The sequence below is a fragment of the Polaribacter sp. Z014 genome, assembly GCF_023555435.1.
Lineage (GTDB): Bacteria > Bacteroidota > Bacteroidia > Flavobacteriales > Flavobacteriaceae > Polaribacter.
Genome location: NZ_JALCZP010000014.1, coordinates 26,841 through 41,728 on the forward strand (window position 1 = coordinate 26,841; position 14,888 = coordinate 41,728).

The 14,888-nt window shown below is 31.5% G+C and carries 8 protein-coding genes; 1 reads left to right on the forward strand and 7 read right to left on the reverse strand.

Annotation, left to right across the window (positions count from 1 at the left end; genetic code table 11):
* Positions 1 to 44: 44 nt before the first annotated feature.
* From MPF19_RS13955 to MPF19_RS13985, 7 genes are all read right to left on the reverse strand, one after another.
* A complete protein-coding gene (locus MPF19_RS13955) occupies positions 45 to 1,907 on the reverse strand; it encodes a sulfatase-like hydrolase/transferase (RefSeq protein ID WP_249988706.1) in 1,863 nt (620 codons plus the stop codon).
* Between the two features lie 2 nt (positions 1,908 to 1,909).
* Positions 1,910 to 4,432 carry a beta-galactosidase gene (locus MPF19_RS13960; RefSeq protein WP_249988707.1) on the reverse strand — a complete coding sequence of 841 codons (2,523 nt, stop codon included), beginning with the start codon at positions 4,430 to 4,432 and terminating at the stop codon, positions 1,910 to 1,912.
* Positions 4,433 to 4,448: 16 nt separating this feature from the next.
* A complete protein-coding gene (locus MPF19_RS13965) occupies positions 4,449 to 6,278 on the reverse strand; it encodes a sulfatase-like hydrolase/transferase (RefSeq protein WP_249988708.1) in 1,830 nt (609 codons plus the stop codon).
* A 44-nt stretch (positions 6,279 to 6,322) separates the two neighbouring features.
* Positions 6,323 to 7,792, reverse strand: coding sequence for a sulfatase-like hydrolase/transferase (locus tag MPF19_RS13970; RefSeq protein ID WP_249988709.1), 1,470 nt, complete (start codon positions 7,790 to 7,792; stop codon positions 6,323 to 6,325).
* 353 nt (positions 7,793 to 8,145) lie between these two features.
* Positions 8,146 to 9,474, reverse strand: a complete 1,329-nt coding sequence (locus MPF19_RS13975; protein ID WP_249988710.1) for a family 43 glycosylhydrolase — start codon at positions 9,472 to 9,474, stop codon at positions 8,146 to 8,148.
* A gap of 5 nt (positions 9,475 to 9,479) precedes the next feature.
* Positions 9,480 to 10,409 carry a 3-keto-disaccharide hydrolase gene (locus tag MPF19_RS13980; RefSeq protein WP_249988711.1) on the reverse strand — a complete coding sequence of 310 codons (930 nt, stop codon included), beginning with the start codon at positions 10,407 to 10,409 and terminating at the stop codon, positions 9,480 to 9,482.
* Between the two features lie 2 nt (positions 10,410 to 10,411).
* Positions 10,412 to 12,031 carry a sulfatase-like hydrolase/transferase gene (locus MPF19_RS13985; protein WP_249988712.1) on the reverse strand — a complete coding sequence of 540 codons (1,620 nt, stop codon included), beginning with the start codon at positions 12,029 to 12,031 and terminating at the stop codon, positions 10,412 to 10,414.
* A 538-nt stretch (positions 12,032 to 12,569) separates the two neighbouring features.
* Here MPF19_RS13985 and MPF19_RS13990 point away from each other — a divergent pair.
* Positions 12,570 to 14,723 (forward strand): T9SS type A sorting domain-containing protein, encoded by a 2,154-nt coding sequence (locus MPF19_RS13990; protein WP_249988713.1) that lies wholly within the window; start codon positions 12,570 to 12,572, stop codon positions 14,721 to 14,723.
* The last annotated feature ends 165 nt before the right edge of the window (positions 14,724 to 14,888 follow it).

A 14,888-nucleotide genomic window follows, 5' to 3' on the forward strand; every position in this document is an offset into this window, starting at 1 on the left:
TTATTAAATAATATGTTCCTATTCACTTACTTTTAAAGCAAAGTCTATTCCAATTTTAGTTTATAATCATGAGCACCCGGTGCAAAATTACTTCTGTAAACTTTTGTTCCAATCGCTTTGGTGTTTTTTCCGAAATTATCTCCTCCCCAATTTACTTCTGCTCTACCATCACCAATTACAATATCTAATAATTTCTTTTTTAATTGCTCTGCAACTTTTTGGTAATCTGAATCAAAAGCAAGATTATTAATCTCGTTAGGATCGTTTTTTGTGTTATATAAAGCTGGGTCCAACTCTTTATAAGTTGCATTCATAGCCCAATCCATATTTTCGCCCCTTTTTGAATTTGGTCTCGTTTTTACAGAAAACATATAATCTTTGGTTCTAATATAAGCTCTTGGGCCAATAGCGTGGTGACTTTCGCCAATTACATAATCACGAGCTTGAATTGAACCAGAAGCAATTTTTTCTAAATCCAATCCGTCTAAATAACTAAATTCTTTATTTTGAATATTTGCTCCTGCTGCATTTAAAATAGTTGGAGCAATATCAACAAATTCAGTAAAATCGGTTACTACCTTTCCTGCTGGGAATTTCTTTTTATCAGAAGAAATCACAATAATCGGATTATGACTGTCAATTTCCCAAGGTGTATTTTTAGCAATTGAACCGTGTTCATTTAGTTTCCAACCATGGTCTCCACAAACATAAACAATCATATAAGGTTGTTTGTTCTTTTTACTATACTGAATAAATTCATCAACAGCATCTCCAATTAAAGCATCTCCATAGGCACAAAACGCATAATAATCTTGCACCATTTTTTGTTTTTCTAAATCTGTAAAATCATCAGAATAACTATTTTTCACTCTCTTTTGAAAAGCTTTCGCCATTTTCTTGAATTCCTCTTTTGTTAATTCAGGAATTTTATATGCATGCTTTTGAAAACGCTCACGATAATCTGCTGGAGGTAAAACTGGCGTATGTGGAAAATCGTAACCAATATGAGCAAACAAAGGTTTTGAAGTATTAACTCCATTAAAAGTAGTCTTTCCTACATTAAAATTTTTATTTTCATTTTTCAGAAAATCAATAAATGCGGTTGTGTAATTTCCATCACGAGTTTTACCAGCTGGTTGCGGACTTACACCAGACAACACACCTTTGTTAAAAACACTTTGTGGATCTCCCTTTGCATTATTGTATTTGTAAAAAAGGTCAAATTTATCAAAAGCCTTTTTTGCCATACCAGAAAACTGAGGATTCTCTTTTTCTAACTGTTCAGATTTATAATACATATTTCCATCTGCATCTTTAAAAAAAGTAACATTCCTTAATGGCTTTTTCAGCTTTACTCCATTTATTTCTTTTACAATACTTTGTTTTCCCCATTCTGGTAATCCTTCATTTTCTACAATTTTAGAATCAACATCCGTTTGATAAAGAGAATAACTAACTGCTTTCTCATTTTTTATAGTTCTTAAACGTACACCCAATTTACCAGCATGCATGGTTTGATATCCTAATTTTGCCATTTCTTCTGGCAACAATGGATATGAATTATCTGTATTATTATTAAAATATTCAAATTGATAAATTCCTGAACGAAAAGGATAACGACCTGTATGCATAGATGCTCTGGATGGCGCACAACCTTGAGCCTGACAATAGGTATTGATAAATGTTGTTCCCATATCTGATAGGCGATCTACATTTGGAGACTCTACATAACCTAATGCACTTTCTTCTTTACCCGTTAGTATTTTATTAAATGCTGAAATTGCATCTAAACGTTGATCATCTGTTAATACCCAAAGTACATTTGGTTGTTGTTTTTGTGCGAAAAGTGATTTATTTGAAACTAGTGCAATTGCAAAAATTAAGGCAATATATTTTAACTTATTCATGATTATAATTTTAAATTTTTACTATATAAAGGAATTGTTTTTATACTTTTTATTTTTAATACATTTTCCGTTTTATTCAAATTTGGCCAGTAAACTCCATCAATGTATATTTCATCTTTAGGTTGAAGTGGTAAAAATTTCAACTCTAACTTTATATCCTTTTTATAATCTGATAAAAGGTGCTTTGTACTGAAATCCCATACGTTTCCATTGAAGTAATTATCGTATATAAATTCATCATTTTTATAAAAACGTAAAGCACTTGCTTCGTAATCAACAACAACTCTTACATCGTTTAAGTTTGAAGGTATTCCTTTAGGGAAAGCTAATTCAATAACTGTTCCTTTATGCCATACAGAATCTAGCGGACGTGCAATTTTATTATTTACTTTTCTATTGTTTGAACGGTTTTTAAAACTTAGGTTTTTACCATCTTGAGTTTCTTTGATTGAAATAGGAACGTCAACTTTATTAAAATTCACTTCAAACTTATCAAATAAACCATCTTTAGATGCATTTACATCTGCCACAGTATATGATGGATATACCCAAACCGTATTTTTAGTATTTTCACTTATAACCTGAAGCGTATTTTTAACATTATCAAACGTAATTACTTCCGCATTTGACAAGTATAATTTATCTTCATTTTTATACAATTGCTTTGCCTGTTTTTGCGACAATACTAAAAAACGAATTGTTTCTCCATTTTTTTGTTTTACATCAAAATAACAATCCAATCCAGCTTTAGAAACTTTGATTTTAGTGGTTTCTTTTAATTTTGAAACAGCTGCATTGTTGGCCGTTACAGTTTCAATAGAAGCATTATTTAATAAAAATTCAGCATTAATTCCTTCATTTTCAAAGAAAACATATGTTTTACTTTCTTTTAGTGAAAGTATTGGTTGCGCCGATGCATATTTAATTGTTGTTTCTTGAAGTTTTAAATTAAAAGGCCAATAAAAATAAGAGTCTACCGGAATAGTTACAGCCTTTTCTGGAATAGTTAAGGTTTCATTCTTTAACTTTATTTTAAATTGAATGTTATTAAATTGATACGTTGTATCTAATTTTACGTGGTTATTTACAAAAATAAAACCTGTGTTACCATCAGTTCTAATTGCTCTTTGCAACTTACTTGTTTGTCCTAATTTAAACCCTTTAAGTTCATCCAATTCAGAAGGAACAAAAGTTTTACAAGGCGCTAAGTATTGCCCAAAATCTGTCATGAAATTTAATTGAACTGGAAATTCATGAAAGCTTTTACGCACTTGTCCAAACTCTCCAATTGCAGCTTGAAAATCGCGACTAATAACACCATTATCATTTGCACCTTGCTCAATATCACGATTCATGTATGTTAACTTTCCTTTCGGATTGTTTCCACCAACATTCATAAAATATCCAATACCATTTGCTCCACTTCCAAGTTCTACTAAAGATAGCGCTCCGTTGTCTAAATAAGTTAAATTTGTTCTTCTATGATATGCCATGTCCATTCCAATTCCTGTTTCACAAGTCATATAAGGATTTGCATTGTAAGATGTCTGAACGCCTTCCGATTCTTTTGCTCCATCATTTAATTCTGTATCAACATCATTTGAGGCTCTGTAAATACTAAAGCTAAAAGCCTCGGGAACATGTTTAGCATCAGCAGGAATCCAAAAATAATCTGCATAAGAGCCATACATTGGTATGGTATTATCTTGCGTAAAAGGAGCATCTGCCCATCCTGTTATAGAATATAGCGGAACTTCCATTCCGTATTTAATAGCCGTTTCTTTTTCCCAATCCATTAATGCTGGATTGCCTTTTGAAACGTGATGCGAAAACTCATTATCTAATTGAATAGCATAAATAGGTCCTCCGTCTTTCCAATATAAGCCTTCCATTTGTTCTGCTAATTTTTGGAATAACTTATCAACTGAAGCCAAATACTCAGGATCCATGGTACGCAGTTTCCCGCCTCTTCCACTATTTCCAAATGGATTTTTAGGAGCTCCTAATCTTTTAACGAGCCAATCTGGATGCCCTCCATTTCTGCATTCGCCATTTACCCAAGGTCCAATTCTTGCAAAAAACTTTAAATCATGTTTTTGACATAATTTAATAAAACGCCTTAAATCATTATTCCCTTTAAAATTCCATTCCCCTTCAATTTCTTCATGCATAATCCACAAAACATAGGCAGACACACCATCAAAACCTTGTGCTTTCATTTTTAAAAGTGCATCTTCCCAATATTCTGCTGGGTAACGTTGATAATGAAATTCTCCATATGAAGGGATCCAAGGTGTATCGTTTAAAGTTACATATTGGCTGTTAACGGTAATCTTATCACCTTTTGGTGAAACAGCAGACATACCAGGTATATCTCGAGGTGTTTCTATTTTAATTTTAGAAAAATCTGAAGTTAAAGGTGCATTATAAGTAATGATATTATCAACCCCCTTTAAAGTTATGGTATCCGTTTTACAAGCGTAAAACAGTGATGTTAATCCCAAAAATAAGATGAATTTTTTCATTTTTTTTATTTAAGAATTATTTTTCCAGTTTCAATTTATAATCATGAGCTCCAGGTGCAAAATTTGATCGGAATACTTTTGTTCCATCTGCTTTTTTACCCCAAGCAACTTCTACTCTTCCATCTCCTAAAACCACATTGATTAGTTTCTCTTTCATTTTTTGAGCTATCTTTTGGTATTTTTTATCAAAAGCTAAATTTTTAACTTCATTAGGATCCGATTTCGTTTCATATAAACAAGGATCTAAATCTTTGTAAGAAGCCGTTCTTGCCCATTCCATATTTTCTCCTCTTTTTTTACTAGGACGAGATTGCATAGAAAACACGTATTCTTTTGTTCTAATAAATGCTCTTGGTCCTGTAACCGCATGATTTTCTCCAACAATATAATCTCTAGAAATAGCTTCTTTAGATGCAACTTTTTTCATATCAAAACCATCTAAATAACTAAAAGTATCATCATTTAAATTTGCTCCTGCGGCAGATAATACTGTTGGTGCAATGTCTACAAACTCAGTATAATCTCTAACTACTTTGTTTGCCGGAAATGCTTTTTTATCCGAAGAAACTACAATAATTGGATTGTGTGTATCAATCTCCCAAGGAGTAAATTTGGATACGGCTCCATGGTCATTTAATTTCCAACCATGATCTCCGCAAACATAAACGATTACCCAAGACTGATTTTTACTTTCACTATAAGCTATAAAATCGTCTGCTGTTTGTCCGATTAATGCATCGCCATAGGCGCAAAAAGCATAATAATCTTGAATCATTGCTAACTTTTCCTTTTTTGTAAAATCATCAGAATAACTACTTTTAACCTGCTTTTTCATCTGAACAGACATGGTTTCTAATTCTTTTTTATCAAATTCAGGAATTTTATAATCATGTTTTTGAAAACGTGCTCTATAATCTGCAGGTGGTAAAACTGGTGTGTGAGGAAAATCGAAACCTATCTGACAAAACAATGGTTTAGAAGTATTTACTCCTTTAAATGTTCTAGAACCGACTACAAATTTCTTATTCTGATTGTCTAAAAAATCTCCAAAAATAGAAGCATAATAACCATCTCTAGTTTTTCCTGCGGGTTGAGGACTAACTCCTGATAAAATACCTGCTGAAAAAGGCGTCATTGGCCCTTTCTTTTTATTATATTCTCTTAGTAAATCGTACTTTTTCATAGTACTTTCTCCAGTTCCTTTATGCTGTGGAAAGTCCTTTTCAAAAGCTTCTGAGATGTACTCAAACTTACCTTCTGGAGTTACAAAAAACTCTAAACTTTTATAAGGTTTATCTAGTTTTTTACCATCAATTTCATAAAACCAATCTTTACCCCAATCTGTTAAACCGTCTCTTCTTAATTGTTTAAAATCGATATCTGTTTGGAAAATTTTAGCAGGTCTTACTTTGTTGTCTTTAATCGTTTTAAGACGTACTCCTAATTTACCAATATGCAACGTTTGATACCCTAATTCCTCCATTTGTTCGGGTAAAGTAGGTTTGCTATGTGCTGCATTATTATTAAAATATTCAAACTCATAAACTCCAGATTTAAATGGATATCTACCAGAAATCATGGAGGCACGAGAAGGTGCACAACCCGCAGCTTGACAATAGGTGTTTATAAAAGTAGTTCCCATTTTAGCTAAGCGATCAACGTTAGGAGACTCTACATAGCCCAATTCGCTTTCTTGTTTACCCGTAAGCATTTCATTAAAAGCGCCAACAGAATCATAACGTTGATCATCTGTTAATACCCAAAGTACATTTGGTTGCTGTTGTGCATAACCAAACTTAATAACTGTTACTAAAAGCAACCAAGCTACAACTATCTTGTTTTTCATGTTCTGTGTTATTTATTATTAATATTGTAAAATAATTTCTCTTTCTATTTTGATATAAATCTTGCTTTTTTCTTAGAAAAAGCAGGGTCATTATATTGTTTTGCTTGTTTTAATAATTCGGTTTGCATTTCATTAGCAATCAACTTATAATCTGGATTCTTATAGAAATTAATATCCTCATCCGGATTTTTTTCTAAATCGATTAACCAAGGTTTATCTTTTGTAGACAATACTAATTTGTATCTATTTGAAACTGAAGCAATCCAATTTTGATTAGAAGCAGTCATGTAGGTAATTCTACCATCTACAACTTCTTTTTTAGAAGAACTAAAATCTGTTGAAGCATCCACTCCGTCTGTATTTTTAATAGAAGGCGCATTCATTAAGCCTAAAATTGTTGGCGTAAAATCGGCAGTAGTAAAAGCTTTGCGTATTACTTTACCGGCTTTTACTTTACTTGGAAAACGCAACACAAAAGGAATTTTTGCAGAAGCTTCATAAGGATTCGATTTATCATTTTTGTGATGTTCTCCCAATAAATCTCCATGATCTGAAGTAAAAACAACAATAGTATTATCCGTTAAATTGTTTTTATCTAAAAAATCAAGGATTCTACCCACATTGTCATCAATACATTTTACCATTCCAAAATAGCGTTGCATTTTAGCTTGATCTAATTCATTTATCAAACTTTTTCCTTTTGCACCTGCCCAAGAAGGCATTTCATTTAATGGTGTTTTTAGTGTTTTCGGTTTTTCGAAATGTAGATTAGAAAACATAGTATCGTAAGGAGCACGCACTGTATTTGGCGTATGAGGATCTGGAATGGAAACCATAATACAGAAAGGTTTATTCTTGTCTCTTTCTAAAATTTCTAATGTTTTTGTAGTTAAATAATCCGTAGTAAAATTCTCTTTCGTTACTTTTTTAAGACTTATGGTTTGCTTTTGCGTTTTTGGATTGTATTTCCCAAAAAGTGCAGGCTTCCCATTAACATCATCTAAACCTTTCCAATGACCACGATTAAACATATAGGTATTGTCATTAAATCCAAATTTTCTTTTTGGAGCAAATCCGGGTTTTGCATCTCCATCTAAATGCCATTTTCCTAGATACGAAGTCGCATACCCTTCTTTACTTAACACTTCTGCAAAAGTGACAACCTCATCTTTCATAGGGATATCATTTCTGTAAGAACCTGTTTTAATAGGATAATTACCAGACACAAACGATGCTCTAGAAGGTGTACAAACGGGTGATGAAGCATAAAAATTATTACAAATAGCGCCTTCATTTGCAATACGATCTATATTTGGTGTTTTTACTTCAACTCCTTTACCCCAAACAAATGCCTGATCTTCGCTCAATAGATCTCTATAACAACCTAAAGTTCTAAAATTATGTTCATCCGTATGAATTATAATTAAATTAGGTTTCGTTTTTTGAGCGTTCGCTTTTAAAGGAAAAATTAGAATTCCTAAACTTAATATTGAATATAATTTTAATAATTTCATATACTTTTTTTTAATAATCTCTTTTTAATGAATATGTTTTTTGGTAAAATAATCTTAACAGATAAAGTTCGTTTTCTCTGATTTTTATTTTATTTAATTGTCATTTTCAGCAGTTACAATGTCAATCATTTTTTAGACTAAAAACACACCAAAAGGTTTAATGCAAAAACCACAAAAAACCCTTTAAAATAAAGAGATAAGACTATTATTAAACCAAAATAAAACCACACCAAAAGTCATTCGCTTTTCTTTCAAAAAAGAGGCGAATTATAGTCATTTATTTATATGTTTTTTACGATTGCTTTTTACTCTTATTTATTTGCTTTTAAAATGATTTTTTATGCTATTTATATTTAATAAAATGTAAACCAATCTATATTGAATAAAATAGAATTCGGTTTTCCTTTGAAAATAAAATACACAGCATGAATTCCTTTTGTTGATGTAATATGAGCTTCATCAATTTGAAAAAATGAATTTTCATCTTGTTTATCAATATTTACTTCCGCAATTATTTTCCCATTAGGTTTGTCAATTCTAACCTCAACAATACCTCCACTTGAGTTGAAAGTTTTGATTTTAATTTTCTTTAAATCAGTATTAAAATCTAAATATTTATAAACAGCTGTATCATTATTTTTAATTGCTGATAACTGCTCTATTGGAATATCTAATTCTTTATTTGCAGTAATATGTGTATTTCCAGATAATCCACAAGCCCATTCTGCTTCAATAATTCCTGTTGCTTTTAAAGGTTTACTGGCACCTTGACTCGTCATTTCTACTTCATCAATTGTACCATCAGCATTAATCTTAATGGGTTCTATACAGGCTTTTCTAAATTTTCGAGAATTGTGTGTAGCTCTGTGATAGAAAACATACCAATCTCCCTTAAACTTTTCTATAGATCCATGATTGTTCCAGACACTTGGGTCAGATCCATAATTATCAATAATGACTCCTTTGTATGTAAAAGGTCCTGTTGGAGCATCACTTATTGCATATCCCAAACAGGTTGGTTTACCCCTTCTGCTTTCATCAGCAAAAACAAAATAATATTTCTCACCAATTTTTCTGATGGATGAACCTTCATGAAAATATTTATTTCCTAAACTATCTAACGGTTTTACAATTGTAGATTTATCAATTTCTAAAAGATTCGATTTTAATTGTGCAACTTTAGGATTTCCTTGTCCCCAATATAAATACCCTTGTCCATCATCATCTATAAAAACTGCAGGATCTATAGCATTCACACCCTCAATTCTTTTTCCGTTTTTAAATGGCCCGTTGGGGAAATCACTAATGGCTACACCTGTTTCTTTGGTTTTAGTAGTTCCTTTAGGAGAACAGTAATACAAGTAATATTTACCCTCTTTAAACACACAATCGGGTGCAAAAAGTAATTTATCATTATAAGAAACTTGGTCATTTTTCCCTTCGGATGAAAAAACATTTTCATCTAAATTCCAATCTATTAAATTATCCGTAGATAAAACATGATGACTGTGAGAGCACCAATAATCGTTGCTTTCATCTCTAGAACCATAAATATATAATTTACCATCTTGCCAAACATGCGCTTCTGGATCTGCAATATAAACTCCAGCAGGCACAATAGGATTTTGTGCGAATCCACATAAATTAAAAGCGAGTAAAAAATATAAAATGTAGTTTTTCATCAGATTTAATAAATACAAGATTTAGGTTTGTCTTTTACATAATAGGACTTAAAGTTTTTAGCTTTTGGATCTTTGCATCCACATAAATCTAACACCTTTAAATTTTTAAAATCTACCGGATGACTTTCCGCTTGCAAAGCGATATAACCTTCCTTTAAAACATCTCCAGTTTTTGCGCTCCATGCTTTTTTATTGATGCCCCAGTTTTTCCAATTTTCTCCTCGGTAATATTTATTTTTCTCTAAACTACCAATCTGAGGTTTTTCAAATTTTAAAACCGTGTCATTTTCTACAATAAAAACCATAGATTCTCCACCTAAAACAATGGCTTCTGCATGTACCCATTGGTCTCCATAATAGGTTTTAGAACTGGAAGGTATACAATGCTTATAATTCACTTTATTCCCCATAACTACAACCGTACCTGGTGTACAAACATTTGCCGTTGGTCTTGCTTTTTTATCTTCTAATCCACCTAAAAGTTGCAATTCTACAGACACCGGAAATTTTTGATTAAACTCATTACTCGCTGCAGATTGAGAGTGTAACATAATTCCGCTGTTTCTATGATTAGAAGTTGCTCCGCCTTTAAGTTGTTCTCCCGTAAATCGATAATCGAAACTTAATTTATAATATGAAAAAGGTTTGTTATAATAGATATGTCCAAAATTATCGTTGAACTCTTTATATTCATCATACTTAATTCGAATCATATTATCTTCTGCAACAACCGTATTTTTGTAGTTTTTATTGAGTTCTTCTCCTGTAAACTTCATATCCCAACCCGTTAAATCTTTTCCATTGAATAATGAAATCCATTCTTCTGTATTAGCTGTTTTATTAACGATTTCTTTATTTGATTTACAGCTAAACACAACAACTGTAAACATTAAAAGCAATAAATAGTTGTAAAAATTAAGTTTTGTGTTTTTCAATTTTAGTTTGTTTTTAGGGTTAGCGGTTCTACTTTTTCCTTAACTTTTGGAGCATCATGTTCCGTATCGTGCAAGTTGTATTTTGGTAATACATTGTTTAACATCGTATTTTCCTTTACAAAACCTTTTGTCATATTGTTCCTGTTATTTATCTCAGGAAAACTAATTAAATCATCAGGGTTTTTAGTTACATCATATGTTTTTCCTGTTCCGTCTATCAATACACTTTTACCTCTAATTAACTGTTTATCTTTATGGTAAGAATACACCCAATCTCTAAACTCATTTGTATCTGTTGTTAAATAAGGAATTAAACTTTTTCCATTTATCTCATAACTATCAGGAATCTTAACTCCTGCTACATCTGCAATTGTTGGTAAAACATCCGATAAATTTGCTAAAATATCTTGCTCTCCTTTTTTAGTCATCTTTAAATACGGAGCATAAATAAGAAAAGGTACATGGGTTCCTCTTTGTTGTTTAATACTTCCTTTTCCGTAACCACTTGTGCCATTATCTGCACAAAAAATAAAGATGGTATTCTTCTCTATTCCTAACTCTTTAAATTTATTCATGTACTGCCAAACCTGATAATCTAAATAATTAATATGGTTATGAATACCTCCTTCTGTAACCGTGTTATGGGTGTCATATACTCCTGCATCTCCAGTAATTTTTGGGTCTGTTCTTACATATTTTCCATTTTCCCATTTAATTTTTGGAGTTCCAGGCCATTTGTTTCTTGTTTCCTTGTTGATATCACTACTAAAGAAATCCCAACCATCATGTCCTAAGTGAGACGTGTGATAAATGAAAAAAGGCTTGTCTTCTTTTTTCTTTCTTGTCATAAAATCGAAAATAAACTCCAACTCAACATCTGGCCCATAGGTATGTAAACCATATTCCTTTTTAGATTCCTTAGTATTTGGCCACCATTCTAATTTCTTTTTTGAACTTGGATGATTCATCAACTCTACTTGAGGTTTCCAATACCAACCAAATTGTTGATAATACTCTACTTCTACACCTGTATCTTCATTAATTAATACACGTTTCTTTTTCCCAGGTACTTTGGTACTTACTATTTTAAAATCTGTGTATTTATTTGATGTATTTGCGCTACCAATACCACTTCCGGGTGTAAAACAAGCTTCGTCAAATTCAAAACCTTCAACATCCATTTGAGTTTTCCCTGCCCAAAAGGTAGCGTAACCTCCAGCTTTTGCAACATGAGAAATGGTATGTGGAGAGGTTTCATAAAGCGGTACATTCTTTTTTTCCTTCCCTTTTTCGTTAATATAAGTTCCTTTATCGCTGTTGTGCCACCATTTGTGTTTGTGTGCATAACGCCCTGTCATCATCATTGCTCTACTGGGTCCGCATATAGTAGAAGCCCAAACCGTTTTTATATACATTCCCTCTTCTGCTAATTTATTTAAAACGGGGGTTTGAGCCCTATATTTAAGATCAGATGTATCGCCTCCTTGCGGTGGTTTACTCCATGTAGAAGAATTGTAAAAAGGGAATTCTCTAGCGCTAATATCATCAGCAAAAAGAAGTACAATATTTGGTTTCTTAGACTGAGCATTATTTTTATTAATAAAAAAGGACAGAGATAACATTAGGAGTACGTTTTTTAAAATCATCTTATACATCATAAATTTTCATCTTTATATTTAATTATTAGAATAAAACAAGATTATTATTTTGTTCTATTTTTAATAATTTGCTGTTATAAATTACTTCGTGTTCTTACCACAATTCACTTAATTGTTATTTGCGTAGTTTGAACATGCTATTTTACATAAAATTCCTTTTTAGTAGAATATGATATGTTCATTATAGAGCAAGGGATGTTCTTTTTAAGATTAGTATAGAAAAAACGTTCATCTACATATCCCCTTTTTAAAACTAAAGAACACATAAATAATTAAAAATCAATGATATATGTTAAAAATTCAAAAAAAGCACATTCTATAAAAAAAATACAAACTTGCCCTTCTTGTTTTTACTTTCTTTTTTTTTAATTCTAAATATAAAACGAAAAAAAAACTACTATTATCATCAATATTAACCATATGTTGTAGTAACTAATTTGTTTCATAAACATAAAAAAAAACTAAACTTTTAATTTTGCAATGAATAAAAACAACTATTAATATGTATAAAAATATCCTTTTAATTATCATCCTTTTCTTTTCTATAGAATTGATAAATGCTAAAACTATATATGTTGCTTCTGATGGAAATGACAGTAATAACGGATCTATAACTAATCCTTATAAAACATTTCAAAAAGCAGTGTCTGAAATGTTTGCTGGAGATGTTTGCATTATTAGAGGTGGAGTTTATACCGAACCTCTTATAATAAACAAAAACGGAACTAGCAGTAATTATATAACTATTAAAGCTGCTGATGGAGAAACTGTAGAAATTAAAGCTACAAATAGCGTTAACGGTTGGCAATTACACACCGGCAACATTTATAAGGCAAATGTTAACATGACAATTGACAGCAGGTTTCGTGCTATTTATCATAATAATGAATATATGGATTTAGCTCGATGGCCAAACAATACAGATAACAACCGTTGGACTATAGATTCCACACCTGTTACTAATGGAGATGGATCTCACTTCGTGGTAAATAATGTACCTAATATAGATTGGACAGATGGTTATGTATATTACTTAGGCGCTCATTCTGGAGCAAGCTGGACACGAACTATTACTAGCAGCACCAGTACAACTATTAACCATACTGGTGTAAACATTAACCAATGGCCTTTTAACCCACACAACCCAACCGTTTGGAGAAATTACCCTAATAACAATAGAGGTCAATTATTTCTATTTAATAAGCTAGAAGCGCTTGATTATGCCAGAGAGTGGTATTATGACAAGGCTAATAATATGCTCTATTTTCAACCCGCAGATGGTATTATGCCTATTGATGGCACTGTTGAGTATGCTGTAAACAAATTTACCTTAGAATTAAAAGGTGATTACATTAAGATTCAAGGACTTAACTTTTTTGGGGGAAGTGCAAAAATTCATAACAATGCAGATAATAATCAAATTCTTAATTGCCAAATAATACACGGTAGCGAAGGTCATGATGATTTAACTAACAATTCTGCACAAGTTGGAGAAGCTGCTTTAGAAATTTTAGGAGCAAATACCATAGTTAAAGGCTGCACTATAAACCATAGCTCTGCAAATGGTATTACAGTTGCCAATTGGTCAGGAGCTCATAATACAATAATAGAAGGCAATTATATAAGCAATATAGACTATCTAGGTATTCATTCTAAACCAATTAGCTCTTCTGCTAATAATGTAAAAGTATTAAAAAACACCATTATAAATGCTGGTAGAGATGGTATGACGGTTGGTGGAACAGGAAGTGAAATTGCCTACAATGATGTCTCTAATTCTCAACTTATAAATAGTGATTCTGGTATATTTTATACAGTTGGGAATGCTAATCTTAAAAATATTGTGGTACATCATAATTGGTTTCATGATGCTACTGCACCAAATTATTCACATGAGGTGGGTAATCCTGGTAAAGCTGCTGGTATTTATTTAGATAACAACAGTAAAGGATACACTGTACACCACAATGTAGTTTGGAATGTGTCTTGGACCGGATACCAAGTAAATTGGAATAATACTCATTTAGACTTCTTTCACAACACCATTTGGAACGCACAAAATGCTACTGGAACATGGATTAATGGCTACACACAAGAAAATAATAAAGTTTACAATAATTTTTCTAGCACTGGAGATTGGTTTAGTGAAGCAGATGCATCAGCTTTCGATATTCAAAGTAATTTAATAACAACTGCTTCACCTTTTGAAAATGTTAGTAATCAAAATTTTATGCCCAAAGAAGGAAGTGCTGTTGTAAACCAAGCTATGGCTATTTCGGGCTTTACAAAACCTTATAAAGGAAGTGCTCCAGATATTGGCGCTTACGAATTTGGAGGCACACAATGGACTGCCGGTATTAATGCTATTGAAGATACTGGTAATGCCCTAAATATTGCTGATATTGTAATAGATAAAAGTCTTAAACTCTTTCCTAATCCAACAAATAACAGCTTAAATATTAAAGTAACTAATGTTATAAACAAAGCCTCAATAAATATTTATACTTTAATGGGACAATTAGTCAAAACGGTAAAAATAGACAATGCAACTAGTAGCGAGTTAGTTGTTGATGTAAACAATCTATCATCTGGTACTTATTTACTAAAAATAATTACTGATAATAATACAAGAACTAGCAAGTTTATCAAACTATAAAAATAATGAGTACCAAATAAATTTTAAAATGATTAATATTAATTTAGAATAATTATTTTTTCTTGATATAAAACAGAAAATCGACTATTAGCCTTAGTTACTTTGAGTTTTATTTTGAAATAGTAAGGAAGTAGAAACGAATTTAATCAGTCATTTTGATGTTTA

What these genes read in the sequence shown, in the direction of transcription:
- MPF19_RS13975 (WP_249988710.1), bottom strand. Translation starts at nt 9,474, where the DNA reads ATGAAAAACTACATTTTATATTTTTTACTCGCTTTTAATTTATGTGGA.
- MPF19_RS13965 (WP_249988708.1), bottom strand. Translation starts at nt 6,278, where the DNA reads ATGAAAAACAAGATAGTTGTAGCTTGGTTGCTTTTAGTAACAGTTATT.
- MPF19_RS13985 (WP_249988712.1), bottom strand. Translation starts at nt 12,031, where the DNA reads ATGTTATCTCTGTCCTTTTTTATTAATAAAAATAATGCTCAGTCTAAG.
- MPF19_RS13990 (WP_249988713.1), top strand. Translation starts at nt 12,570, where the DNA reads ATGTATAAAAATATCCTTTTAATTATCATCCTTTTCTTTTCTATAGAA.
- MPF19_RS13955 (WP_249988706.1), bottom strand. Translation starts at nt 1,907, where the DNA reads ATGAATAAGTTAAAATATATTGCCTTAATTTTTGCAATTGCACTAGTT.
- MPF19_RS13970 (WP_249988709.1), bottom strand. Translation starts at nt 7,792, where the DNA reads ATGAAATTATTAAAATTATATTCAATATTAAGTTTAGGAATTCTAATT.
- MPF19_RS13960 (WP_249988707.1), bottom strand. Translation starts at nt 4,432, where the DNA reads ATGAAAAAATTCATCTTATTTTTGGGATTAACATCACTGTTTTACGCT.